Source organism: Streptococcus mitis, assembly GCF_001281025.1.
Lineage (GTDB): Bacteria > Bacillota > Bacilli > Lactobacillales > Streptococcaceae > Streptococcus > Streptococcus mitis_AK.
Genome location: NZ_CP012646.1, coordinates 1,535,854 through 1,562,293 on the forward strand (window position 1 = coordinate 1,535,854; position 26,440 = coordinate 1,562,293).

General features: G+C 39.6%; 23 protein-coding genes and 1 pseudogene. 6 read left to right on the forward strand and 18 right to left on the reverse strand.

The window, feature by feature from the left end; genetic code table 11:
- From RN80_RS07530 to RN80_RS07540, 3 genes are all read right to left on the reverse strand, one after another.
- Entirely contained in the window at positions 1-858 is an 858-nt protein-coding gene (locus RN80_RS07530; protein ID WP_060628521.1) for a bifunctional methylenetetrahydrofolate dehydrogenase/methenyltetrahydrofolate cyclohydrolase, read from the reverse strand.
- 177 nt (positions 859-1,035) lie between these two features.
- Positions 1,036-1,770 (reverse strand): amino acid ABC transporter ATP-binding protein, encoded by a 735-nt coding sequence (locus tag RN80_RS07535; protein WP_000140957.1) that lies wholly within the window; start codon positions 1,768-1,770, stop codon positions 1,036-1,038.
- A complete protein-coding gene (locus RN80_RS07540) occupies positions 1,770-2,453 on the reverse strand; it encodes an amino acid ABC transporter permease (protein ID WP_001011642.1) in 684 nt (227 codons plus the stop codon). Before RN80_RS07540 ends, RN80_RS07535 begins: the two co-directional genes overlap by 1 nt.
- Before the next feature lie 190 nt (positions 2,454-2,643).
- On the opposite strand from RN80_RS07540, the gene RN80_RS07545 reads away from it, so the two are divergent.
- The 5 genes from RN80_RS07545 to RN80_RS07565 all read left to right on the forward strand — a co-directional run bounded on the left by RN80_RS07545 (position 2,644) and on the right by RN80_RS07565 (position 7,176).
- A complete protein-coding gene (locus RN80_RS07545; RefSeq protein ID WP_049515694.1) occupies positions 2,644-2,874 on the forward strand; it encodes a DUF1797 family protein in 231 nt (76 codons plus the stop codon).
- A gap of 229 nt (positions 2,875-3,103) precedes the next feature.
- Positions 3,104-5,362 carry an ATP-dependent Clp protease ATP-binding subunit gene (locus RN80_RS07550; RefSeq protein ID WP_049515692.1) on the forward strand — a complete coding sequence of 753 codons (2,259 nt, stop codon included), beginning with the start codon at positions 3,104-3,106 and terminating at the stop codon, positions 5,360-5,362.
- A 129-nt stretch (positions 5,363-5,491) separates the two neighbouring features.
- Entirely contained in the window at positions 5,492-5,944 is a 453-nt protein-coding gene (locus tag RN80_RS07555; protein WP_060628522.1) for an NUDIX hydrolase, read from the forward strand.
- Positions 5,945-6,108: 164 nt separating this feature from the next.
- Positions 6,109-6,408 carry a DUF1827 family protein gene (locus RN80_RS07560; RefSeq protein ID WP_000767189.1) on the forward strand — a complete coding sequence of 100 codons (300 nt, stop codon included), beginning with the start codon at positions 6,109-6,111 and terminating at the stop codon, positions 6,406-6,408.
- A 135-nt stretch (positions 6,409-6,543) separates the two neighbouring features.
- Positions 6,544-7,176, forward strand: a complete 633-nt coding sequence (locus tag RN80_RS07565) for a GNAT family N-acetyltransferase (protein ID WP_060628523.1) — start codon at positions 6,544-6,546, stop codon at positions 7,174-7,176.
- A 51-nt stretch (positions 7,177-7,227) separates the two neighbouring features.
- Here the strand turns inward: RN80_RS07565 and ezrA are convergent, their stop codons facing one another.
- From ezrA to RN80_RS07610, 9 genes are all read right to left on the reverse strand, one after another.
- Positions 7,228-8,955: a septation ring formation regulator EzrA gene (gene ezrA, locus RN80_RS07570; RefSeq protein ID WP_060628524.1), complete on the reverse strand. Its 1,728-nt coding sequence runs from the start codon at positions 8,953-8,955 to the stop codon at positions 7,228-7,230.
- Positions 8,956-9,036: 81 nt separating this feature from the next.
- Positions 9,037-10,983: a DNA topoisomerase (ATP-hydrolyzing) subunit B gene (gene gyrB / locus RN80_RS07575; protein ID WP_060628525.1), complete on the reverse strand. Its 1,947-nt coding sequence runs from the start codon at positions 10,981-10,983 to the stop codon at positions 9,037-9,039.
- A 14-nt stretch (positions 10,984-10,997) separates the two neighbouring features.
- Positions 10,998-11,561, reverse strand: a complete 564-nt coding sequence (locus tag RN80_RS07580; protein ID WP_060628770.1) for an HAD family hydrolase — start codon at positions 11,559-11,561, stop codon at positions 10,998-11,000.
- An 85-nt stretch (positions 11,562-11,646) separates the two neighbouring features.
- On the reverse strand, positions 11,647-12,201 hold the full coding sequence (locus tag RN80_RS07585) for a DJ-1 family glyoxalase III (RefSeq protein WP_060628526.1): 555 nt from the start codon (positions 12,199-12,201) through the stop codon (positions 11,647-11,649).
- A 10-nt stretch (positions 12,202-12,211) separates the two neighbouring features.
- A complete protein-coding gene (locus RN80_RS07590) occupies positions 12,212-13,435 on the reverse strand; it encodes an FtsW/RodA/SpoVE family cell cycle protein (protein WP_060628527.1) in 1,224 nt (407 codons plus the stop codon).
- A 36-nt stretch (positions 13,436-13,471) separates the two neighbouring features.
- Positions 13,472-15,922 (reverse strand): bifunctional DnaQ family exonuclease/ATP-dependent helicase, encoded by a 2,451-nt coding sequence (locus tag RN80_RS07595; protein ID WP_060628528.1) that lies wholly within the window; start codon positions 15,920-15,922, stop codon positions 13,472-13,474.
- 198 nt (positions 15,923-16,120) lie between these two features.
- Entirely contained in the window at positions 16,121-17,050 is a 930-nt protein-coding gene (locus tag RN80_RS07600; RefSeq protein WP_060628529.1) for a peptidase U32 family protein, read from the reverse strand.
- Positions 17,051-17,176: 126 nt separating this feature from the next.
- Positions 17,177-17,857, reverse strand: coding sequence for an ABC transporter ATP-binding protein (locus tag RN80_RS07605; protein ID WP_060628530.1), 681 nt, complete (start codon positions 17,855-17,857; stop codon positions 17,177-17,179).
- A gap of 13 nt (positions 17,858-17,870) precedes the next feature.
- Positions 17,871-18,926 carry an ABC transporter permease gene (locus RN80_RS07610; protein ID WP_060628531.1) on the reverse strand — a complete coding sequence of 352 codons (1,056 nt, stop codon included), beginning with the start codon at positions 18,924-18,926 and terminating at the stop codon, positions 17,871-17,873.
- Positions 18,927-19,285: 359 nt separating this feature from the next.
- On the opposite strand from RN80_RS07610, the gene RN80_RS07615 reads away from it, so the two are divergent.
- On the forward strand, positions 19,286-19,573 hold the full coding sequence (locus tag RN80_RS07615) for a DUF3270 domain-containing protein (protein WP_060628532.1): 288 nt from the start codon (positions 19,286-19,288) through the stop codon (positions 19,571-19,573).
- A gap of 33 nt (positions 19,574-19,606) precedes the next feature.
- Here RN80_RS07615 and ciaH read toward each other — a convergent pair whose 3' ends face one another.
- From ciaH to RN80_RS07645, 6 genes and pseudogenes are all read right to left on the reverse strand, one after another.
- The gene (ciaH, locus tag RN80_RS07620) at positions 19,607-20,941 is read right to left on the reverse strand and encodes a two-component system sensor histidine kinase CiaH (protein WP_060628533.1); all 1,335 of its coding nucleotides are present in this window, start codon (positions 20,939-20,941) and stop codon (positions 19,607-19,609) included.
- On the reverse strand, positions 20,931-21,605 hold the full coding sequence (ciaR, locus tag RN80_RS07625; RefSeq protein ID WP_060628534.1) for a two-component system response regulator CiaR: 675 nt from the start codon (positions 21,603-21,605) through the stop codon (positions 20,931-20,933). Before ciaR ends, ciaH begins: the two co-directional genes overlap by 11 nt.
- A gap of 108 nt (positions 21,606-21,713) precedes the next feature.
- Positions 21,714-24,260, reverse strand: a complete 2,547-nt coding sequence (locus RN80_RS07630; protein ID WP_060628535.1) for a M1 family metallopeptidase — start codon at positions 24,258-24,260, stop codon at positions 21,714-21,716.
- 121 nt (positions 24,261-24,381) lie between these two features.
- Positions 24,382-24,822, reverse strand: a pseudogene (locus RN80_RS07635) (ASCH domain-containing protein).
- Positions 24,782-25,666: a putative PEP-binding protein gene (locus RN80_RS07640; protein WP_060628536.1), complete on the reverse strand. Its 885-nt coding sequence runs from the start codon at positions 25,664-25,666 to the stop codon at positions 24,782-24,784. Before RN80_RS07640 ends, RN80_RS07635 begins: the two are co-directional and overlap by 41 nt.
- 41 nt (positions 25,667-25,707) lie before the next feature.
- Positions 25,708-26,436: a GNAT family N-acetyltransferase gene (locus tag RN80_RS07645; protein ID WP_060628537.1), complete on the reverse strand. Its 729-nt coding sequence runs from the start codon at positions 26,434-26,436 to the stop codon at positions 25,708-25,710.
- Positions 26,437-26,440: the final 4 nt, after the last annotated feature.

Here is a 26,440-nt window from a genome sequence, read left to right on the forward strand (position 1 = left end):
CTAGTACTTGTCCAATGTCCGAATCGCTGCTTGATAAGTTTGCTCCATCAGCATAGTAATGGTCATAGGACCTACACCTCCAGGAACTGGCGTAATATGGCTAGCAAGTGGGGCAACTGCCTCATAATCCACATCCCCACAGAGCTTACCATTTTCATCACGATTCATCCCAACGTCAATGACTACCGCACCTGGTTTGACAAAGTCAGGAGTCACAAACTTGGAACGACCGATTGCTACTACAAGAATATCTGCTTTAGCAGCTACCTTGGCAAGATTATGAGTACGTGAATGGGTCAAAGTCACTGTAGCATTCTTGGCCAAAAGAAGTTGAGCCATAGGTTTTCCAACAATGTTTGAACGACCGATGACGACCGCATTTTTACCTTCCAAGTCAATCCCATATTCATGGAACATTTCCATAATTCCTGCAGGTGTCGAAGGAATCATAACTGGATGGCCAGACCAAAGACGTCCCATGTTTAGAGGATGGAAACCATCCACATCCTTTTCTGGGTCAATGGCTAATAAAACTGCCTCTTCATCGATATGTTTTGGTAATGGTAACTGGACCAATATCCCATGCCAAGCTGAATCTTGATTGTATTTGGCAATCAAGTCTAACAATTCCTCTTGAGTAATGGTATCTGGAACTCGCACAACTTCACTATGGAATCCAGCCGCAAGGGCTGACCTCTCCTTGTTACGAACGTAGACTTGGCTGGCTGGATTGTCCCCAACCAAAATCACTACCAAACCAGGCACTAGAACTGTTTCTTCCTTTAATCTTGCAGTCTTTTCAGCCAACTGCCCCTGCAATTTGGCCGCTAAAGCCTTCCCATCAATAATCTGTGTCATATCACTTCTCTTTTCTTTCAAATATCTTCCATTATACCAAAAACTGCTAATCCCCTCTAACACTTCTTTCCTAGGCTATCCTATAGTTTCAAACTATAAGAAAAAGCTCTAGTCGAGCTTTTCATTAATCTATACTTTATATGTAAAGTTAGCTACAAATAGCTCCACAAAACTAACTTATAAAACCTTACTCAAGAAGTCTTTAGTCCGTTGTTCTTGGGTTTGTTCAAAAATCTGTTCAGGTGTTCCATCTTCAACAACCACACCGTCTGCCATAAAGATGACACGGTCTGCCACCTCACGAGCAAATCCCATTTCATGTGTTACGATAACCATGGTCATTCCTGACTTGGCTAAGTCTTGCATAACAGCCAACACCTCACCTACCATTTCAGGGTCCAGGGCTGAAGTTGGCTCGTCAAAGAGCAAAACATCTGGTTCCATAGCTAAACCACGCGCGATGGCAATCCGCTGTTGCTGACCACCTGACAAACTCTGTGGATAAGCAGTTGCCTTATCTGGTAAACCAACTTTTTCCAAAAGTTCCTGAGCTCTCTTCTCTGCAACTTCCTTACTTTCACCTTTGGTCTTGATAGGAGACAAGGTGATATTTTCCATCACAGTCATATTAGGAAAGAGATTAAATTGTTGGAAAACCATGCCCATCTTCTCACGCATGGCAAACAGGTCATTCTTCTTGTCCGTAATATCGACTCCCTCAAAGATAACCTTCCCCTTGGTCGCTTCTTCCAACAAATTCATAGAGCGAAGCAAGGTAGATTTCCCGCTCCCTGAAGGACCGATGATAACGACAACTTCTCCTCTTTTAATCTCGAGGTTGATGCCCTTCAATACTTCATTCTTTCCAAATGATTTATGTAAATTTTCAATTTTTATCAAGGTTTCTGTCATTATTTCTTATCTCCTTGTCCCATACGTTTTTCAAAAGCTTTCAAGGCTACTGTCAAAATAGAGGTCATAATCAAGTAGTAAAAGGCTGCAAATAAAAGTGGTGTTAAAGGTAGATAGGTTGTTGTAGAAACTGTTGTAGCCCCGTTCCACAACTCCATAACACCGATAGCTGATAAGAGGGAGCTGTCCTTGATAATGGTGATAAATTCGTTCCCCAATGCTGGCAAAATATTTTTGATTGCTTGTGGCAAAATCACATAACGCATAGCATTTTTAGGACGAATTCCTAAAGAATAGGCCGCCTCTAGCTGACCTTTTGGAACCGCATTAATCCCAGCACGAACAGTCTCAGAAACATAAGCACCACTGTTCATAGAGATAATCAGAATCCCTGGAATCAAACGAGAAAGATCAACACCCAAAATCCCAACCTGAATAGTCGGAGCATTGATATGCATAAGAGCAAAGGCAATCATAATCTGAACCATCATCGGTGTCCCACGGAAAATCCAAACGTACAAGTTGGCGAGCCAAACAAGCGGTTTAAACTTTGAACGTTGCCCAAAAGCCAAGACAACACCCAAAATAGTTCCCAAAAAGACAACACAGATAGAAATGAGAACCGTCACAACAGCCCCATAGTTAAAATAAGGTAAATACTTAGGTAAAAAAGAAAAATTCATAGTCACACTGCTTTCTAAAATAGAATACTGTATGATTATAACATGTATTGTATTAAAATTCAAATCTTTTGTCTAATTTATTCAAAAAACCTTTAAGCTAGTAGAATTAGCGAGAAATCTTAGTTTTTTCTAGGCAAGTTGACCTCCTTTATGGTAAAATAGTAACGATAAGAAATGAAGGAGAATCAAAATGGAATCACATTTGGTTAGAATCATCAACCGCCTTGAAGCAATGACAAAAGACGGTGGAAATTTAAAACGTAATTTTGAACGCGAAGGAGTTGTTGTTGCAGAAGTTGCATACAGCCACGACGAAGAAAACGGCTCAATCTTTACCCTTCGTGATGTCGAAGCTCGCGAAACTTATACGTTTGACAGCATTGACTTGATTGCAATGGAGATTTACGAACTTCTCTACTAATCTAAAACAAGCCGGGATTGCCCCTGCATGTCTAACCAAAATCCTTTTTGTCTCACAAATAGGATTTTTTTATAACTCAAATTCTCAAAAATTTTCATTGTAACAACTTCTCAAAGCTGCAATCTTTTTACTTGCTTTACACCCCAATCCTGTTATAATGAGAGTATAGAAATTTGACTATTTTTGACCTTTAAACAGGTCAGCCTAAAGAAAGAAATGAGGTAGATGTATGCTTTGTCAAAACTGTAAAATCAACGACTCAACAATTCATCTTTACACCAATCTCAATGGAAAACAAAAACAAATTGACCTCTGTCAAAACTGCTACAAGATTATCAAGACTGATCCTAACAACAGTCTCTTTAAAGGTATGACGGATTTGAACAATCGTGACTTTGATCCTTTCGGCGATTTCTTCAACGACCTAAACAATTTCAGACCTTCTAACAATACTCCTCCAACTCCCCCAACCCAATCAGGTGGAGGCTACGGTGGAAACGGCGGTTATGGCTCCCAAAATCGTGGACCTGCCCAAACTCCGCCTCCTAGCCAAGAAAAAGGCCTGCTAGAAGAATTTGGTATCAATGTAACTGAGATTGCTCGTCGTGGCGATATTGACCCCGTTATTGGACGCGACGATGAGATTATCCGTGTCATCGAGATTCTCAATCGTAGAACCAAGAATAATCCTGTTCTTATCGGTGAACCTGGTGTCGGAAAAACTGCCGTTGTCGAAGGTCTAGCTCAGAAAATTGTTGATGGCGATGTTCCACATAAACTCCAAGGCAAACAAGTCATCCGTTTGGATGTAGTTAGCTTAGTTCAAGGAACGGGTATCCGTGGACAATTTGAAGAACGCATGCAAAAACTCATGGAAGAAATTCGCAAACGTGAGGATATTATCCTCTTTATCGATGAAATCCATGAAATTGTTGGTGCGGGGTCTGCGGGCGATGGCAATATGGACGCAGGAAATATCCTCAAGCCAGCCCTTGCTCGTGGGGAACTGCAACTGGTCGGTGCCACTACCCTCAATGAATACCGTATCATTGAAAAAGATGCTGCCCTAGAGCGTCGTATGCAACCTGTTAAGGTCGATGAACCAACCGTAGAAGAAACAATCACTATCCTCAAAGGAATTCAAAAGAAATACGAAGACTACCACCACGTTCAATATACTGATGCTGCAATTGAAGCAGCTGCAACTCTTTCCAATCGCTACATCCAAGATCGCTTCTTACCTGACAAGGCCATTGACCTCCTAGATGAAGCAGGTTCTAAGATGAACTTAACCTTGAATTTTGTAGATCCTAAAGTGATTGATCAGCGCTTGATTGAAGCTGAAAATCTCAAATCTCAAGCTACACGAGAGGAAGATTTTGAGAAGGCTGCCTATTTCCGCGACCAGATTGCCAAGTATAAGGAAATGCAAAAGAAAAAGGTCACAGACCAAGATACTCCTATCATCAGTGAGAAAACCATTGAGCACATTATCGAGCAGAAAACCAACATTCCTGTTGGCGATTTGAAAGAGAAAGAACAATCTCAACTCATCCATCTAGCCGAGGATCTCAAGTCTCATGTTATTGGACAAGACGATGCTGTCGATAAGATTGCCAAGGCTATTCGCCGTAATCGTGTCGGACTTGGGACCCCTAATCGTCCAATTGGAAGTTTCCTCTTTGTTGGACCAACTGGTGTCGGTAAGACAGAACTTTCCAAACAACTAGCCATTGAACTTTTTGGTTCTGCTGACAGCATGATTCGCTTTGACATGAGTGAATACATGGAAAAACATAGCGTTGCTAAGTTGGTCGGTGCCCCTCCAGGTTATGTTGGCTATGATGAGGCTGGGCAATTAACTGAAAAAGTCCGCCGTAATCCATATTCTCTTATTCTCTTGGATGAAGTAGAGAAAGCCCATCCAGATGTTATGCATATGTTCCTCCAGGTCTTGGACGATGGTCGTTTGACAGATGGGCAAGGACGTACCGTTAGCTTCAAGGATGCCATCATTATCATGACCTCAAATGCAGGTACAGGTAAGGCCGAAGCCAGCGTTGGATTTGGTGCTGCTAGAGAAGGACGTACCAATTCTGTTCTCGGTGAACTCGGTAACTTCTTTAGCCCAGAGTTTATGAACCGTTTTGATGGTATTATCGAATTTAAGGCTCTCAGCAAGGATAACCTCCTTCAGATTGTCGAGCTTATGCTAGCAGATGTTAACAAACGTCTTTCAAGTAACAACATTCATTTAGATGTAACTGACAAGGTCAAGGAAAAATTAGTTGACCTCGGTTATGATCCAAAAATGGGGGCACGCCCACTTCGTCGTACTATTCAAGACTATATTGAGGACGCAATCACTGACTACTACCTTGAAAATCCAAGCGAAAAAGACCTCAAGGCAGTTATGACCAGCAAGGGCAAGATTCAAATTAAGTCTGCCAAAAAATCTGAAGTAAAAACTTCTGAAAAAGAAGTATAAATCCTATAGAAAAGGAGTAGAAAATGAAAATTTTCTGCTCCTTTTTACAAAAATAACTATAAGTTCTTGACAGCTCGGCCTTTGTCCATTAAGATAATAATAAAGATAATAGATAATGAGGAAAATGCAATGGCAAATCCAACCTTTGGAGAAAAAAAAGAGAATGTAACCTACCAGCACCGTTATGGCGTATATGCAGTTATCCCTGATGCTGAACAAAAACAAATTGTTCTTGTTCAAGCACCCAATGGCGCTTGGTTCCTACCAGGTGGTGAAATTGAAGCTGGTGAGAACCATCAGGAAGCCTTAAAACGTGAATTGATTGAAGAGCTTGGCTTCACAGCTGAAATTGGTACCTATTACGGACAAGCTGACGAATATTTCTACTCTCGTCACCGTGACACCTACTACTACAATCCTGCCTACCTCTATGAAGCGACTTCTTTCAAAGAAGTGCAAAAACCACTAGAGGACTTTAATCATATTGCCTGGTTCCCTATTGACGAGGCTATTGAAAATCTCAAACGTGGTAGCCATAAATGGGCAATCCAATCTTGGAAAAAACAGCATAAGATTGACTAATACTCTTCGAAAATCAAATTCAAACCACGTCAGCTTCGCCTTGCCGTACTCAAGTACAGCCTGCGGCTAGCTTCCTAGTTTGCTCTTTGATTTTCATTGAGTATAAAGCAAGCTACTTTATTTAAAAAGTGCTATAATAGAATTAGAAAATCGGAGGAAATGTTATGAAGCTTATCAATACGACAAACTCACACTCGCAACTTGTAAAAAGCCAGCTAGAAAGTACAGATGCAACCCTTGTTGAGGTTTATTCTGCAGGGAATACAGATGTTATTTTTACTCAAGCTCCGCTTCACTATGAAATCCTCATCTCAAACAAACACCGTGCTATTCGCGAACCTGAAATCGAAGCTATTCAAGAATTTTTCTTGAAACGTAAAATTGATAAGGACTCTATTGATGAGGCCAATATCAAAACCCTCTATTCAGAAAAATTAATTGGAATTTCGATTCCAACCAAATAAAAAATTGGAGAGTTTAAAAAGCTTTTTGGACCTTATAGTACAAAACGAGGTTCTAACTTGCTTTTTGGATCATCTCCAATTTTTTATCTTGAAATCTTATCATACAAGATTTTATAGATAATTAAGGAGACAAACATGGGAGATATCATATATAGAGAGGCAAGACTTGAAGAAAGCGAAAAAATTGGAAAACTATTAGCTAATTCCTTTCTTGACTATCCTTTTTTAACGATTTTAAAAGACGATTTGAAGAAACCTGACTCCTATCCTGCTTTTGTAGAAACATTGCAAATTCTGCTTACTAGAGTCTATATTAAAAAAGGAAACTGTTTAGTTGCGGAACAAGATGGAGAATTACTAGCAGTCGCCCTTTTGCAACAAAAGGATTTCTGTATACTATCCTATCTACGAAATGGCGGAACAAACATTTTTCGCTACATTCGACCACGAAATCTTTTTAAATACTTTGACTTTATAAAACGTTCCAAAAAGCACTTAGAACAAGCAGGAGAGTTTGATTGGTATTTGATGGCTTTAGCTGTTAATACAGCAAGTAAGGGACAGGGAATTGGCAGTACTTTTCTGACACAAGGGATTGAACCTTATGTCAAATCAAAAGGCTGTAAACACTTGGGTTTCATTACCAGCACAGCTAGAAATGCCTCATTCTACGAAAAAAACGATTATGTCCTACTAAACTTTATGGAGATAGAATACGGTTCAAGATCAATTGGTAACTGGGCATTTTTAAAAACAATGAATGAATAAATAAAAAAGATTTGGTGCTGCTTATCACAGAACCAAATCTTTTTTATTATGTTAGAAACGAATCGTCTCACGTGTTTTTTCGTATGAAGTGACAAAACGGTTGGTTACACCTGGTTCTGCAACTTCCAAAGCTTGCGAAATCTTATCAAATGAAGCATGGTAATCAAATTCTTTTTCAAAAATTTCTAATGATTCATTAAAGGCTTCCTGAATTCGTTCATCAAATGAGCGGTAGCGGTTCGAATACTGTAGTAATTGTTCTGTCAATGTTGCATATTGAACAATATTATAGGTTTCTTCTTCAAGTGCTTCCATATCATTTGTTGTAATTTCAAGCATACGGTTCACAGCTTCGATATTGACCTGGGCTTCTTCTAGCTCAGCCATCAACTCTTCAGTATGATTACTTGCTGTAAAGAACAACTGTAAGAAATTCTGAGGAATACCTGGAAGATTGCGTTTTTCCATATATCTCTTAATTGTATGAAGACGATTGACATAAACATTTGCCTTCTGGCGAGCATTGATGTCATCTTTTTCAATCTGAGCAAGACGTTGACTAACCGCAACTTGTTCATCCTCAATTTCTTTCAAAGTCGCTTGTAAGTTTTCCAAACGATCTTCAAGGAATGAATAAGGTTCAGAATGTTCCTCTTGTTCAGAAGTTAATTCCAATACAGATTCTTCTAAAGATTCTAACTCAGCTTGTAATCTGTGAACATGACTAACATCCGTTTCAGAAAGCAGGTAGTTATTACTTAATCGTTGAATATCTTCTACTAAAACAGCATTACTATCTTTCATGTGTTTCAAATACGTAGGAAGGGTGGCAACTAAGCCTTCTACTACTTTTTGAGCAGCGATTTCTCGTGTAAAGATATCATAGAGTGCATTGATTTCTTCTTGAACTTGAGTATTTTCGTACTCAGCATTATCCAACTCTAATTGAGCAACATTTTCGTGGTTTTTCTTCAAAGCTTCATAAAGCAATTGGAAGCGAGACTCAATGTCCGTCTCAGCAAAATGATAGTTAGCATCTAAAAGCTTACGGTAACCATCCTCCAAATCTTCCAATTGATCAGGTAACTCTTTAGATAATGTTTTTACAATTGCTGGCAAGCGGTCAACAATATGACTCAAAGCCAAGATATGATTCTCAGCATTATCCAAAATCACAGCAGCTTCTACTGGGTCACCTGAAGTGTTCAAAGTAACAAACTGAGAAAACTCTGATTGGATATTTTCCAATTGTTTTTCGATTTCAGACAAACCTTGTCCATATTCTTCAGAATGATCAGCAACTCGGTGTTGCAACTCTTCAAACAAGTCCAAGGTATGAAGAACACGTCCACTATTTTTAGACTCTTGTTTCTCCAAATCAGCCAAGGCATTGCGAATTGCCGCAATATCTTCTTCAATCAAGGTAATTTGGCTCTCGATTTGGTCAATTTGATGACTAGCCTTGAAAAAACGGAATGAATTGTTATAGCCTTCTGCCTCGAAAAGATTATTTTCGATATCGGCAAAAGAGTTAAGAGATAGGTCAACCCATTTTTGGTTCCATTCACGGAAAGTCACTTGACTTTGTCCAATCAAGTGCATATTTTTAACAGCTTCAACTTCATCATTAACTGGAAGATTGTACAGCTCTTCTTTTTTCTCTTCTAAAATTGCTAATTTACTTTCATTGCGTTTCCGTACATAAATTGCTATAGCATATGAAATCAGCAATATAATTGCAATTGCAATTATAAGATATACTACTAGACTACCAGACATATTAAACTCCTTTTTAACTTGAAACAATCGTAATGATTATATCATATTTTTTAGACCAAGGGAACTACTTCTCCCGATTTTTTAGACATCAAGTGTACTATAGACGGCATTTTCTTCGATAAATTCACGACGAGGCTCTACTCGATCCCCCATCAACATATCAAAGATTTTATCTGCTTCTGCAGCATCATCTACAGAAACTCTTGCCATTAAGCGATGTTCGGGATCCATGGTTGTTTCCCACAACTGGTGATCATCCATTTCACCCAAACCTTTATAACGCTGAATGGTTGGTTTGGCACGTCCTTCACTATGGCGGGCCAAGGCTTCTTGGAGTTTAATTTCTTGATCCGCTCCTGGCTGGATATATTCTTTAATCTCGCTTCCAACCTTGACACCATAGATTGGAGGTTGGGCAATATAAACATAACCAGCTTCTAGTATTGGTTTCATATAACGATAAATCAAGGTTAGAAGAAGAGTACGAATATGGGCTCCATCGACATCGGCATCGGTCATCAAAACGAGCTTTTGGTAACGGGCTTTTGAAACATCGAATTCTGCACCAAATCCAGTTCCCATCGCTGTGAAAAGACTGCGAATTTCTTCATTAGCAAGAATCTTATCCATACTTGCTTTTTCAACGTTCAAAATCTTACCGCGAATTGGAAGGATAGCCTGGAACTCACGGTTACGACCAGATTTGGCTGATCCACCCGCTGAGTCTCCTTCGACGATAAAGAGTTCTGTTTCCGCAGGATTGTTAGAAGAACAGTCTGCTAATTTCCCTGGAAGGTTGGAAATTTCCAAACCAGATTTTTTACGAGTGACTTCACGCGCACGCTTGGCAGCCACACGAGCCTTGGCAGCTAAAATCCCTTTTTCCACGATGCGCTTTGCGATCTGCGGATTTTCCATGAGAAAATCAGAGAAAGCATCGCTGAAAAGACGATTGGTAATCTTAACCACTTCACTATTTCCCAATTTGGTCTTGGTTTGTCCTTCAAACTGTGGATTTGGGTGTTTAACTGAGATAACTGCAGTTAATCCTTCTCGGACATCTTCTCCTGTTAGGTTGTCTTCATTGTCTTTCAGTAACTTATTTTTACGAGCATAATCGTTGATAACGCGAGTTAGTGCCGTACGGAAACCTTGTTCATGCGTTCCACCTTCATGGGTATGAATATTGTTGGCGAAACTCATGACGTTTTCATGGTAACCAGTTGTGTATTGCATAGCTACTTCGACTGTGATATCATCCATCTCACCATCGGTGTAGATTGGTGTATCAAAGATAACATCCTTGTTCTCATTGATATATTCAACGTAACTAGCAATCCCACCTTCATAATGATAATGTTTAGTTTGTTCTAGCCCCTCACGCTTATCAGTGATAGAGATTTGAAGACCGCGATTTAGAAAGGCTAACTCTTGAATCCGTTTATTTAATTTATCAAAATCAAAGGTTGTTGTTTCAGTGAAGATTTCTGGGTCCGGTGTGAAGTGAACTGTTGTTCCAGTTCTATCTGTATCCCCAACCACCTCAAGGTCTGCAACAACATGACCACGACGGTATTCTTGGTAATGAATTTTACCGTTTTTGTGGACATGAACGTCTAATTGAGTGGAAAGAGCATTGACGACTGATGACCCTACTCCATGAAGACCACCTGAAACTTTATAGCCGCCACCGCCAAACTTTCCTCCAGCGTGCAGAACAGTAAAGACAGTCTCAACGGCAGGTCGACCTGTTTTTTCCTGAATATCGACTGGAATACCGCGTCCATCATCGACAACAGTAATCGAATTATCTGGTTCAATAAAGACTTGAATATGGCTGGCAAATCCTGCCAAGGCCTCGTCAATTGAGTTATCAACAATTTCCCAGACTAGATGGTGAAGACCTTCTTTTGAGGTTGATCCGATATACATCCCTGGACGCATACGAACAGCCTCTAGGCCCTCTAAAACTTGAATTTGACTGGCATCATAATCCTGTGCCTGCAGATTTTTGATTTCTTCTGTCATCTTATTCCTTTTTCTTACATGTCTAATACTTGTCTTAAATTCACGATACTGGTAAACAAGTGGTTATTCAATCCTGCAGCTTTACCTGCTTCAATATCAATCGGCCGATCACCAATGACAAGACCAGAGCAAATCTGATATTTTTCTCTTAAATAAATCATGGACTCAGGATTCGGTTTTCTCTTAAAGCCTGAGCTAGAAGTCACTACTTCTGTAAAATAAGCTGCTATAGAGGTTTTTTCTAAAATTTCCAAGACCTGATCATTTCGGTGAGAAACCAAGAAATGACGCCCACCTTGATTGGAGATATCTTTCAATAATTCAGACACTCCTTCAAACAAAATCGGGTGTTCAAGCTCTCTGGCTTCATTTTCCTTGTATTTTTCTAAAAAATGCTCTAAGTTGGGAGCGAATGCCTCAATCGCAAAATCAGTAGAAACCTTTAAAGCCTGATAGACACTGTCATGGTCTTGTGTGATGCCATACAATGCCAATGTTTCAACAAATGCAGCTGTTGAAGTTTCGTAATTATCCAGTAAAGTTCCACCTAAATCCCAGATATAATCGTGATATTTCATACCCTTCATTATAGCATTTTTTTATGGAAAAAGCGATGATTTCCCTGAGTTTTCCACATAAAAAAACGAGAGTTTGACTCCCGTTTTACTGATTTTTACCAAAGACATCTCGATAGAGCATTCCTGTTCGTAAAGTCTCTGCGTCTCCTCCTAATTGCTCCACCAACTCGTAGGTAAAGGCAAGGGCTGTTGAGGGGCCTCGACTGGTTATCAAATGACCATCTACCACTACTGTTTCCTTTACATATTGACCATCAAAGATTTGCTCTTGAACGCCATCATAGCAAGTGTACTGCTTGTTTTTCAATAGCCCTGCTTGATTGAGGGCAATTGGCGCAGCACAAATGGCTGCTAGTTTCTTCCCTTCTCGTTCGAAGCTTTGCAACTCTTGAATCAAGGCCTGATTATCGCGCAAATGTGCAGAACCAGGCATCCCTCCAGGAAGAACAATCATGTCATAGTCGGATAAATCACCATCAAAGACACGATCTGCTCTTACTTGGATAGCATGCGAACCTGTCACTTGCTCTTCAAAACCAACCATATCACATGTGATATTGGCACGACGCAAGACATCTACAACTGTCAAAGCTTCAATTTCTTCAAAGCCCTGAGCCAACATAACTGCTACTTTAACCATGATTTTCTCCTTATTTGATTCGTTTTAATACAACCTTTTTCCGTTTGAATGGAACTTTTCCGCTCTTTTCTTCAGCTAGATTTGTCTGGTAACTCATCGATAAAAGCAAGCCAACACCAATCAAGTTACTGATAATAGCCGATCCACCTTGAGAAATGAAAGGTAAGGGAATCCCAGTCAAAGGAAGCAAACCTGTCACGGCACCAATATTCTCAAAGATATGGAAGAGCAACATCATAATCAAACCTGTGGAAATATAGGTGTAGAACTGGTTATTTGATCTAAGAGTAATCTTCAACATACGGTAAATCAGCATGAGATAAAGGGCGATAACAAGGACAGAGCCAATAAAGCCAAAATCTTCTGCAATGACCGTGAAAATCATATCCGACTCTCGAACTGGAATAAGCAGATTAGAAGCATTAAACCCCTGACCAAACAAGCCACCGCTTCCAATGGCAATCTGCCCTTGAGCCTGTTGGTAAGTGGTTGTTTGGGCAAAGTCAAATGGATTAAGCCAAGCCAAGATACGATTGATTTGGTAGGTCGGCATTCCCAGTTGATGGAGAAAAGCCCTGCCATCCTTGCTGATAAAAATAGCTAAGAAACCAGCAATTCCTGTTACAGCAGTCACAAATACTGGGATAATAATTTTCCAAGAAACTCCTGATAGCAAGACGATTCCTGAGAAAATGGCTACAAAAACCAAAGCTGTCCCCAAGTCACTTTGAAGTGCCAAAAGAACTAGGACTGGAATGGTAAAGAGAATCATCCAAAAAATCAGCAAGAAATCCAGCGGAACTGTACGTCTCCATTCCTTATGTTTTTTTGTAAATTGGACAATCACACGAGCCAACATAAGGATATAGGATATCTTCATAAATTCTGATGGTTGGAACAAGGTAATTCCATTTACTGAAATCCAGTTTTTAGCACCCGTGGAGGCAACTAAGCTTGGATTATAAAAGACAATCGGCAAAACCATAAGTCCCAAGCCTAAAATATATAGAAAAGGAGTCACCTTCCAAAGAAATTCTGTATTAAAGAGCATGACGACAAAACCAATCACAAGCCCCAAGGCAATCCAGGCGACCTGCTGCCCTAAAATGGGCAGAATATTATTTGGATAATCATGACTAACGGCTATATAAATAGCCACCACGCCGATAACCAGTAGAAAAAATACTGGCAAGAGCAAACTATAATCGACTCTAGAGTCGAGAGAACGTTTCATATACACTAACCTTATACTTTCATACTATACTATTTATCAAAGTTCATTTAAAAATCTATCAACAGCCTCATCAATTTCGGATCGAGAGACGGTTTTAACAGTCGCTTCTTTTGCTAGAGAAGTCACAATTTGTTTGCCATATCGCTTTCCGACAATTCTCCTATCCAAAATAAGAGTTAAGGAACGTTGGTGTTCGCGTCTCATACTTCTTCCCAAAGCCTGTTTTAAACGAATAATGGCCATTGGCAACTGATAATCATAAAAGGCATTTTTTCCTTCCTGATTCAGTTCCTGATTAATCTTTTTCGTCAAGGGCTCTTGAGGATTTTGGAAAGGAAGTCTTGGTACAACTTGAATCACAAAATGATGACTTGAAAAATCAACTCCCTCCCAGAAACTTGCTGCACCAAGCAGAATTTGTTGTTCACCTTTTTCAAAGCGTTTCTTTAGCTGATGAACATCCCCATTTTTATACTGGGCCAGATGGCTAACTGGAAGTAAATCCGATACTGCTAGAAGCATGTCTTTAGCAGTAAAGAGAACTAAAATCGGTTGCTGGAAAGCTTGAACAGCCATCAGCAAATCAGCTACCTCTTGGGCATAAACTTCTAAGGAGGTTTCTGTTACCAAGGGAAAATCCTTAACCAAGACCACTTCTTGATCCTGTTTTTTATGAGCTTCAACCTTGACAAATTTAGCTTCAGGATAGCCTAACAGGTCTGCCAAAGAAACCCTCTGACTAATCTCAAGAGTAGCCGACACTCCCAAGACTTGACATGAATTAGGTACTAAAGAAGATAGGAGAATACGTCCTGATTTCGTAGAAGAAATTTGAATTTTCTTTTGACTCGTTTCAATTGCTTCAAGCCAGTAATCTCGGTCAGCTGTAAAATAGCGAACCAGCTCCTCAAAGCCTTCTACTTCTAATTCTGAAAAATATTGATGGAGATTGGCAAGAGAATCTAAGATATTTTTCTTAGATTTTCCAGACTGAAATTGTTCTATCAAGTAGAAGCACTCAAAGCGAATACTTTCTAGTATTCGTTGCTGGACCTTATTTTGCTCCTCCAGTAAAGCCTTATCAAGCAAATCGATAATAGACTGGATATCGTAGGTCTCTTGAAGCAGATTTTCTAGAGCTAACAAAATCTTTTGAACTTCATCAATAATCAATAAACGGTCGCTGACAAATTCAGGATTATCTTCAAGTCTGGTTACAAGATAGGCATGATTGGTCACTAAAAGCTTGCAGGTTTGCGCCTTTTCTTGACTACGTTTCCAAAAATCTTCCGTCACAAATAAGCTTTGAGATGATAAATTTCCGTCATGACGAAGGTCTGTTAGAAAATGTTGGTAACGGTAGAGTTGTCCAATTTCATCCAAATCTCCTGTCTCTGTCTCTGTCAACCAAACCAAGACTTGCATTTTAAAGCGTCTAAATAAGCGATTTTCATCATTTTCCTGCAAGGAACGATAAAAGGCATCCAACTTCAGATAATTGTGTGGTCCCTTTAAACTATGAATATCTATATGGAACACATCCTTAAGACGTTTTCCTTCTTCTTCCATGATCTGATTTTGAAGAATCTTTGTCGGAACACTAAGAACAATTTGACGCTCTTTGGCTTGAGATAAAGCGGGTAAGAGATAGCCATAGGTTTTCCCAATCCCTGTCGGTGCTTGAATCAGAGAGACAGGCTCATCTTTCAATAGCAAGCCAACCTCTCTAGCAAAACTTTCTTGTCGTTCCCTCACTTCAAGGTTCAACAAAGAAATATTTTTAGAAAAATCTTGAGATAATTTTCGTGACTCATTTGGGGTTGCAGGTTTCTTGAAATATAGTCCTTGAACTTCGACCAAATCTGAAGAAGTCAGAATAGATTGGTTGCAATAAATTTCTTCAATAACCAAGTAGGACTCATATAAGAGAGCGTCAGCCATTTCCAGCAAGCGTTCTAAAAGACCTTTAGGAAGTTGGGCCATCTTTTCTCGTAAAAAAAGAAGTAATTCCGCTGTAGCTTGGGCATCTGAAAGGGCTGTGTGAGCATGTTTTAGAGGAATTCCTAATTCTCGACACAATATCGGCAAGCTATATTTTTCCAGTTCAGGGAAAAAGACCTGAGCCAATTCGACCGTGTCAACACGAGGATTTCTTAGTTCATAGCCTTCAAAAAATAAATTTTCCGCCAAGAGATTGGCATCAAATCGAACATTATGGGCTACAAAAATCCCATCCTTCACCAAGTCAAAGATTTTTCTAGCAACTTGCGAAAAATCAGGTGCTTGCGCCAGACGTTGGTCTGTCAATCCTGTCAGTTCTTTGATATGAGCATCCAAGGGTTCATGTGGATTAACATCCGTCGTATAGTGATCGACGATGTTTCCGTCATCAATCACGACAATTCCCACTTGGATAATTTTAGCCTTACTACCTGTGCTAGTTGCCTCTAAATCAACCACAACATAGCGATTACCAATCGTTTTCATTATAAAAAATTATACCAAAAAAAGGGCCATTTGGCACCTGCAAACATGGGATAATTTTCAAACTCAAGAAGGTCACTTTTCTTAAAAATCCTAGTAAATAGAGCATCCTAGCCTACTAATTCTTTGAAAATATTGGAGAATAAGAAAAATTAAGAGAAGAAATGTTTGCATCTTCGCTCTCTCAACGAATCATTTACTTTATTTAACCATGTCAGGATCGTAGTCATAAAATCCTGTATCAAGGAAACGGTTTTTAGGGTGAAGTTTACGAACTTCTTCATCCAGCAAGAAAGCTTGGTCATGGCTAAAGTTACCCTCTTGAATCAAGCTGCGCGCTTGGATAAAGAGTTTTGCAATCTCAACAAAGTTCTGACCAGGAGTATAAAGTCCTTCTAATTTCCAATGAGTAAAACCATGCTCCACCAATTCTGTCAATTTGGTCATCAAATCAAGGTCATTGTTGGCAAAGATGTGGGTACCATGATTGTCTTCAAAGATAGAGTAATGGCTCTCAGGGTCACTTGGCTCTGCCAAGAAAAGGTCACGCTTGCGAGTCTTTTCATCATCAATATGCGTGAAGTTATAGTAATTTTGCAAGAGCGGACGTTTAGAATGGTGAATAACACTAGCTCCGTAAACCAAAACTTCAGCAGGAATTTCCAAAATCTCTGGCATTTTGAAAAGTTCAGCTGATGGAATTTCACGCGCCAAAACAGCCTCAGATGCACCAGCCTTTTGTCCCCAGAAGTTAATCTGGCGACTGCTAGTTACCATAGTAGAAGCATCGTAGATGGTCTTAAAGGAATAGCCATCGCGATTGACCACATAAAAGACACCTGCATCCCCAATCGTAATGTAGTCTGTCTGGATTTCTTCCAAAAAGTCTAAGAAAGGCTTGATACGATCCATCATATCTTGGTGCATGAGGGCGTTAACCGCAACAATCAATTCCTTACCTGCTTCATGAACCACCTTAGCAATTTCACGCAATTTGTCATGACTAAAGGTTGTTGGCAGACGAAGGCCAAAATCTTTCTCACCGACATAGATACGATCTACGCCAACTTCGAGCAGTTGTTTAACTTGTTCAATACTTTCAGCAGTTGCTGTAATGATAATCTTTTCCATAAGAAAAATTATACCACATTTCTCAAAAATCAGCTATGAATACTGGGAATTTTCTAAAAAAGGCAAAGTCATTTTTTAAGGTTTGCAATTAAAAAGTGAACAGTACCAGCACCGTTCACTCTCTTTTTATGCATGTGTTTCTTCAACTAGGTGTCCATCGTTCATCACATAAACACGGTCCACCTTATCTAGAAGACGAGTATCGTGCGTAATCATCACTACTCCTCTACCTTGCTCATGTGCGATAGATGCTAGCATATTTGTTACTTGATAGGCCCGCTCTGTGTCAAGACTAGCTGTTGGCTCATCTGCAAGAACGATGCTCGGATTGTTATAAAGCGCTCTAGCAATTGCGGCCCGTTGACGTTCGCCACCTGATAAAGCCTTGGGATACTGATCTTGTACCTTTTCCAAATCCAACAAGTCAAGTAACTCTTTTCGATCACTTTTACTATTTTTTCCCTTATCCAGTCTGTCTATCAAGTCCAGCTGTTCCTTGACCGTTAGAAAAGGAATTAAGTTTGAAGCCTGAAGAATAAAGCCAAACTCTCTAAAACGGAGGTCTGTTTTCTCCTTCTCCGTTAAACTGCCTGTTTCCTTCCCCTTAACTAAAATTTTTCCGCTCGATTCTTCCTGAAGTTGTCCTAGAGTCGTTAGAAAAGTCGTCTTTCCAGAACCTGAAGGCCCAACGATAGCTACGAACTCTCCCGCATTTAGCTGAAAATTCGTCTCATGTAGAGCTACGACTTTCATCTTTCCTTCCCCGTACGTTTTTGTCACTTGAGTCATTTCAATCAATGCTGTCATACTATTCTCCTTATCATTCTGCAATCGCAGTAATCGGGTCCACCTTTAGCAAGCGTGGAAGTGAAATGACACCACCTAGCATGGCCATCAAGCAAATCACCAAGCTTAGGACAGAATAGGCTAACCAACTTGGGTAGAAAAAGAAGGTAGCTGGCAAGACTAAAATCACTCCTCCAATAGCCAGCAAGGCTAAAGCAATCCCCATACCAGCTAGGAAGAAGATTTGACAGAAAAGAGACCATACAATGGTTTTGATCTGTATTCCCTGAGCCCGCATTATTCCATAAAGTCCTAGTTTTTGTATGGTAATGATATAAACAAATATACCCACAATCAAGCCTGTGATGACAATCATAGCAATAATCATCCCTGAAAATACATTAACCTGAGGTGTGTAACCAGGAATTTTCGATATCATTTTTGGAATAGAAATCTGTTTCAATCCATCGCCAGCCACTTCTATATCATTTTTCAATACCAAAGCAGAGATGGCACGATTAGCTTTCAAGGTCCCTTGTAAGGTCCAATAAGTTGTCAAACTCGTAAAGACAACCGGCTCCGTAAAAAATTTATTTCCTTGAGTCAGGCCTACAACCTTGTAACTTTCCTCGCTTCCATTGAGTTGAATGGCATCACCTAGCTTGATTCCATAATTCTCAAAGGACTGATCCACAACCACCTCATCATCCCCTTCAGGATAACGGCCCTCCGTCAAACTAGGAGAGATAAAAGCGTCCCACTCTTGAGCAAAGATGGAAACATTGACCTTTTCACTATCATCGACTAGATTGGTTACAGCAAACATATACCCTAGTGGAGCAGCCTCTTTAGAACTCTTATCCTTGTAGTCCTTTTCAGGAATAAAAGATGCTGTCAAATTATCATTTGCGTAGTCAGATAAAACCACACCCGTCGCTTGCCAATTATCAATAGCGGCTCGGTTGTTTCGCACAAGACCAAGAGCTAAGCTAGTCATAAAAAAGACCATGAAAGCGATAAGAAAAATGGTAGTTAAAATCAAACTATATCGAAGTTTGTTTCGTAATATTTCTTTGATAGCAAGATACATGCTTATCTCCTTTAACTTTTCCAAGAGGTATCAATTAGACACCCCACTACTATAAAAATAGGAGACAGAAAATCTGTCTCTGTATTCAAAACAAATCTCACTAATCAAATTAAATAAAATCAAGAAAATAAGGAAACAAATTTTCGTAAAAAAGAATCATTTGGTAGCTCAATTCCCTTGCTAATATAAGCAATTATGAATATTAATAAGTATTTGGTGTCCATCCATCCTATCATTTTCACATTATGGTGTCAAGAAAAGTGATTTTGAAAAGGGACTTTATTCTTATTGTAACCTTTCTGTAATAATTCTCTGCTGAAAAAATGATAAAATAGGTATGTACTGTTAAGGAGAGAATAATGCCCGTAAGAAAATTACAATCCTATGAGGTAGACTATCAAGAAGAATTAAGCCAGCAGATTCCTCGCTATCAAGATTATACACCTGAAGCGCAGTCTGATGCCAATCTCAAGGAAATCCTATTTTTTGTTAATATCGCTGTTTTTTGTATCTGTATTGCTATATTTAGTTTTATCTTTTTAGCATTAAAATTATCAACTGCTCTTGCCTTTGTCGCAGCAATCGGATCCAGTTTACTTGTCTTAAAAGTTCAACGGTCTATTATCAAACGAAAACGTAGAAGATAAATCCAAAATATCGCCCCGTCTGGAGCGATATTTTTATTTTTTCTTTTTAGATGGTGTGTGGATGGCAATCTTCACTTCAAAGATTGTTCCCTTTGGTTTATTATCTTTAACAGTAATGGTTCCTTTTAGGGCATCTACAATTTGCTTGGCTAGGGATAAACCTAAACCAAAACCACCTTTTTGGCGGGTTCTAGCCTTGTCCACTCGATAAAAACGATCAAAAATTTTCTTCTTATCTTCCGCGGAAATACCGACTCCATTATCAGACACAAGTAAATACAGATTACGATCAGTCGCTGAAATCATAAAATCAATTTCACCATCCTCCTCAGTATATTTGATAGCATTATCAAATAGGATGGTCATCAGTTGTTTTAGTAAAAGTTGATCTGTGACAATCGTTCGATGGATGCGATTTTCAAAACGGAAGACACGGTCATTTTCCGAAGCAATCATTTCATAGTTTGTGAAAGTCGTATTGAAAAAACTGGTTGGAACTTCTGCAAGTTCCGGCTTAATCCCATCATCTCTACGAGCTAAATTCAACAAGTTCGTCGTCAAAAACCGCATATTTCGGACTTCTTCCAAACTCGATGCAATGCTTTCACTCACATCCATAATGGTTGCTTCTGGCTTACGGAAAAGGGTCTCTAAGCGATTTTGCAAAACTGCGAGTGGAGTTCGTAACTCATGACTGGCATTTTCCACAAAGGACTGTTGCTTCTGCATGCTCTCAAGCAGAGGACGAACACTGACTCTAGCTAGATAGAGACTGGCAAGCAAAGACAGAATCCAGAAACTTGCCATCACGACCACAATCAATTTCTCATGCTTTTGACTGGCCTGCTCCAACTGACTGGTATTAATCAAGACAGCCGCATACTTGATATTGGTTGAAACTGAACTGATATTCGTTTCCATCAAAATCATGCGATAGATTTCTTCTTGTCCATAGCTATTAAAAACTTGAATCTGATAGATATGACCTAGTTCTTTCTTTTCTAACTTAATCTTATCCAATCCCAAAAATCGATTTCCAGAAAGGAGCTGTGTAAAATTCTTATCAAAAAGAATAACCTCGGTATTGGAACTGACATTGGGTTTTACTTCAGTCTTGCTAGTATCTGTAGCGGCATTCTCTAAATCTTTAATCTCTTCTGTTGCCCTATTTACAGCAAGCTGAATAACTGCTTGAGGATTTTCACTCAGTCCATGAAGCTTATCATCCACCGAAGTATAGAGACTCGAATGCATGACTTGTAAAATAATCAGAGTCATGGTAGAGAAAATCAGGGTAAAGACACCGAAGTTGCGAATAAAATAACTAAAGTCATCCGCATACCATGTTTTTTTTAGTTTACTGAACATCTTTTAAAATATACCCAACACTGCGCAAGGTTTGCAAATTCTCTGCAAAAGTGGTTCCTTTTAATTTCTTACGGACTTTTGAAACATAGACTTCGACAACCGAAATCGTTGTATCACTATCAAATCCCCATAGACGATCAAAAATCTGAGTCTTAGGCAAAATAACATTTTGATTTTGAAGGAAATAAACTAGTAAATCGAACTCTTTGCCCAGCAATTCGACAGGAGTATCTTCAACCTTAACAGTATTTGTTGACAAATTAACTACAATATTTCCATAAGTCAAGGTATTTTCATTAAACTTACCTGAACGTTTGAGAAGGGCTTGAATCCGCATTTTGAGTTCTTCTAAGTAGAAAGGTTTGGTCAGATAATCATCTGCTCCCAGTTCAAATCCATGTCCCTTATCATCCAAACTTTCCTTGGCAGTCATGATCAGAACTGGAGTCATAATCCCCTTTTCACGCAATTCTTTCAAGACTTGGAAGCCATTTTTTTCAGGCAACATCAAATCAAGCAAAATCAAGTCATAGACGCCACTCTCAGCTTCGTAGAGACCTTCTTCCCCATCAAATACCTGCATGACATCCGCAAAATCGTCTAAAAAGTCAAATACTGAATTTGACAGCCCTAGGTCATCCTCAACTAATAAGATTTTTATCATGAGAAACTCCTCCTTATTAAAACCATTATACCAAATTTGCCTTAAAAAAAACTCAACTCTCTGCATTTTACATGAGATAGCTGAGTTTTCTTTTTATTTTAGGCTTATTTATGCATTTCCGTATTGAAGAACGACTACTTCCACTGCAGCTTTTTCACGGTTAATCAAGTCAACACGCGCTGCAATTTCCTTGATTCCCATACCGATGTTACGGCTAAGAGCAAGGTCAGAAAGTTGCGGTTCAAAGAATTCCTTGTACTCTGCCAAGCGTTGCTGAGTCTTAAATACGTGAGCAGGAAGGATAACAAAGCTATCAAAGCTCATATCTCCACCAAGAGCTGCCTTAATCCAAGCCCAGTTTTCACGCGCCCAAGACCAAGCTGTTTCCTGAGTTGCTTGATGAGCTAGGAATTGGTAATACCAAGCAGACAAGTCTTGTGGTTTAACCACAAATTTGTCCTTCCATGAGCTAATCAAGGTTTGGATATTATTCGCATCTGTACTGTAGGCGAGAGCTGCTGCCAACTGGCGTTTAAAGACAGCATCTGTTGCGTGAGTATAAGTATCAAGATAAAGTGCTAACAAGTCTTTAGTCTCATGATGTTTCATCTCATTAATCAGAACTTGTGAGCGAATAGCTGCTGGAAGTCCTGCAAGCTGATCCTTATGAGCTTCGAAGATTTGGCTAGCGACTTGGCTAGCTTCTGCATCATTTGAGCGAATCATCATAGAAATGGCTAACTGACGAACCAATTCATCCTCATCTGATTCTCCGTATTTAGCTGCAAAACCAAGACGGTCATAGTTATGACGAGCCAATTTAGCAACCAATACTTTGAAGGCTCTTTCAGCTTCTGTTCCTTCATCGATAAAGCGCTCAAGGGCAGAAATTACTTGAGAGACAGCTGAAACGACAAGGTAAGATTCTTCCTTAGCAAGCTTATCAAGGACTGGAAGCAAGTCAGCATAAGAAATGTGCCCTGCTTCAGCAAGCAGACGTCGTTCTTGAACAATCTGCAATTTGCTTGTGTTATCAAGTTCAACTAGGTCAGCAAGAATAGCATCTAGCAAGTCTCCTTGATAGTCTGTAATGTAGTGGGCTGTATTTTCTGTGTTGAGGCGAAGTGCTGTTTTGTTTTCAGCAAGAAGAGCTGCGTAGCCTGGAATTTCGATGCTTTCAGTTTCAAGTGTATCAGGCAAGCCTTTCCAGTTGCTATTGAGTGGCACAACCCAGAGACGGTTCTTGTCTTCGTTCTCACCGATAAAGAATTGTTTTTGTGAAATCTTCAAAACATCATTTTCAACTTTGACAGTGAGAACTGGGTAACCAGGCTGTTCCAACCAAGAATCCATAAAGGCTGCGACATCACGTCCAGACGCTTGACCAAGGGCATCCCAAAGATCACGACCAATTGTATTGCTGTACTGATGTTTTTCAAAGTAGGCATGCAAACCTTTGGCAAAATCGGCATCACCCAGCCAACGACGAAGCATGTGCATGAGGCGACTTCCTTTGGCATAGACGATAGCTCCGTCAAAGAGTGTATTGATTTCATCTGGGTGTTTGACTTCGACGTGAACTGACTGAACTCCATCAGTCGCATCGCGTTCAAGAGCGTGAGGCACTCCACCTGTTTGGAAATCTTCAAAAATATTCCAGCTTGGCTCAATGGCATCCACACAGACATATTCCATCATGTTAGCAAAGCTTTCATTGAGCCAAAGGTCATCCCACCATTTCATAGTAACGAGATTGCCAAACCATTGGTGAGCCAATTCATGTGCCACAACAAGGGCAACTTGTTGGCGACTAGCAAAAGTTGAGTTCTCATCTACAACCAAGCAAACTTCACGGTAGGTCACAAGACCCCAGTTTTCCATAGCACCTGCTGAGAAGTCAGGAAGGGCGATATGGAGAGATTGAGGGATTGGGTATTTGACTCCGTAGTAATCTTCGTAAAACTCGATGGAGCGAACGGCGATGTCCAGTGAGAAATCAAGGTTAGATAATGGGTGAGCTTTGGTTGAGTAGACACCTACAAGGGTACCGTTTTTAGTTTTAGCCGTCACACCTTGCAAATCACCCGCAACAAAGGCTAACAAGTAAGAAGACATGCGAGGTGTTGTTTCAAACTTCCAGATACCTGTTTCCTTGCGGTTTTCCACATCAATCTCAGGCATGTTAGACAAGGCCACTTCACCTTCTGCTTGGTCAAAACGTAGAGAGAAATCAAAAGTTGCCTTGGCTTCAGGCTCATCCACACATGGGAAGGCTTCGCGCGCAAAATGGCTCTCGAACTGAGTAGACAAGACCTCCTTCTTCACTCCATCAACTGTGTAGTAAGATGGGTAAATCCCTGTCATGTTGTCTGTAATTTTTCCTGAGAAAGCGATAACCACTTCAACTTGACCTGCTTCCGCAAGTTCAATATGAAGGGCTTCATTGTCATGATCGACTGTGAATGGACAAGCTGCCCCTGCAACTTCTACAGTGGCGATTTCCAAGTCTTTTTGGTGGAGGGAAATGCTGTCACTCTGTGCTTGCCCAGTGATGGTCACTTTCCCTGAAAACGTCTTGGTCTCACGACTCAAGTCTAAAAATAAATCATAATGTTCAGGAACAAATTGCTTAATAAAATGTTCAACTGCTTGCATAGTTTTCTCCTATTCTAAGTTTAAGAGCTGCTACTCTTCTTCAAACAAACTTATTATATCATGTTTTGCTTAAGAAAAAAGGATTGGACAGCGATTTCCAAAACTTTCTTCCTTCTGCAGTCTACAGTGGGTAGACCTTGCGAAATTCTTCTAAAACAACCTTGCTTTCAGGTGTAAAAGCCAATCCTGCTTCTCTCAGCCACTCGGCGAAACAATCCTCATGAACCTGACGCCAATAGGCGAGGGATTTGTCACCTTCCCCTTCCTTAAAGGCATGTTGAGCAGAAACTTGATTGAAGGGCTGGACAGAAACCTTTGTAATTTCAACAATACAGACAGCCTGATTTTGACTATCTAAAATGACATCAAAAGTTCCTTCTTGAGGAAGAGACTCGGCTTCTAGTGCATAGAGGTCGTAGGCTGAAGCTGTTGCTGTTTTTTCGCCTTTTAAAACCAAATCCGCTAAAAGGTCTGGTTCCTCTCAAAAAGCCCAAGCATCGATTTCATCTCCTATATAGGGGTTAATTTGCTTGTAGGCGTTCCACATTTCTTGCGGTGTCATAGGTGCTCATTTGTAATTTTTTACTTTCTTCTTTTATGTGTTTAAGATGATCTGGATGGTCAATTTCTAAATCAAAAATCTCTGGAATAGAACTATAGTGGATAATGCATTCGATACCCATCTGATTCATTTTTTGTATGAAAGAAGTATTCAGATAGCCTGCTACAGCAAAATCAATCTTTTTCATCCTTGCTTTATCCTGCATATCTCTTAGCATATCTAACATTATTGGACTTTCCATATCATGCCATTGACTGTTTCTCACAGTCGCAAAAATAAAAGAAGTCAAATCATTCATTCCAACTACAATCTTTGAAATACCAGCTTCCAGTATCCTGTCCAAGTCGAAATACGCTGACGGTAATTCAATCATTGTGGCGACTTTCCCAGTAAAACCCTGCTGACGCAATACTGTAATAGCTTGCTTTAACTGCTCAGCATCATTGACAAAAGGAAAGATAATAGATAGATTCGGATTGTTTTGATAAACTTCTGTAACGACATGTGCTTCAGCCTGAAATTCATCCAGACACGCCAGCAAACGCCTAGTTCCTCTATATCCAAACAAGGGATGACGTTCATCAAAATACTCTTTAGTCCCCTCTAAACAATTAGCTTCTGTATTTGTTAATTCTGAAAAACGATACCAGACCTCTTCATCTGAGTACAAGGAGCAAATAGTGTCTAGATAATCTTTTACAAATTGCTGACAACTTGCTAATATAATGTTTTGATTAAGCTCTCTCAACAAATATTCCCCACGAACCATGCCAACATGATGAAATAGTTGTGGGTAAACTTTTTCATCAAGTTTTTCGCCACTAAGGGCAAGTTGGTTTCTCATGTCCATTCACCTCGTCTTAAAAGATACAATATCAGATATCATTATATGAAGCTTTCCTCTAGTTCAAAAGCTTCATAAGGTTCAACTAACTCATATCCTAAAAATTCTGCTACTTTTTTGGAAGCCTCGTTATGAGCATCCCAAAGTGGAAACATATCTCTATTTAAACTCTCTAGAATCATTGCAGCACCAAGTTTTTTAGCAAATCCATTTCCTTGTTCGTTTGGTCTAGTTGCAACTTCCACTTCAACTGCTCCACGGTAAACTAACCCTGAGGAAATCCCAGCAATCAGTTCATTATTTTTAAGAATCACAAAGCCAAATCCACCTTTTAAAACAAAATCCTGATAGGACTCAAAATCCCCCTGTAAATCTTGTGACCATTCTTCCTCAGAAAAGCAGTTATAAATATGATTATCAATAGGCACAATATTGTAATCTTCCTCTATATGAGTAACTAGATTATTTAAAAATTCAACTTGAAAATTTGCCTTATCTTTAAAAGAATAGCGAGTAAAAGAATTTAGCCCCACTTTCCGATGCAGAAAATCTTGCCAATTGGTATTTTCTGAAATAATAATCTTATAATCTAAACCATATTTCCTAACAAAATCTTCCCAAAATCTGGAATCCAACTCCCCTGCTAGGTATAGAAAATTCCCAACATCATAAAAGCCTGTTGTCCTATCACTGTTTCGGTAGACAGTTCCGATTTGAGATTTAAGACCATAGAGAACCATATTTTTCTTCCATGTTTTAAATAGTTCCATTATC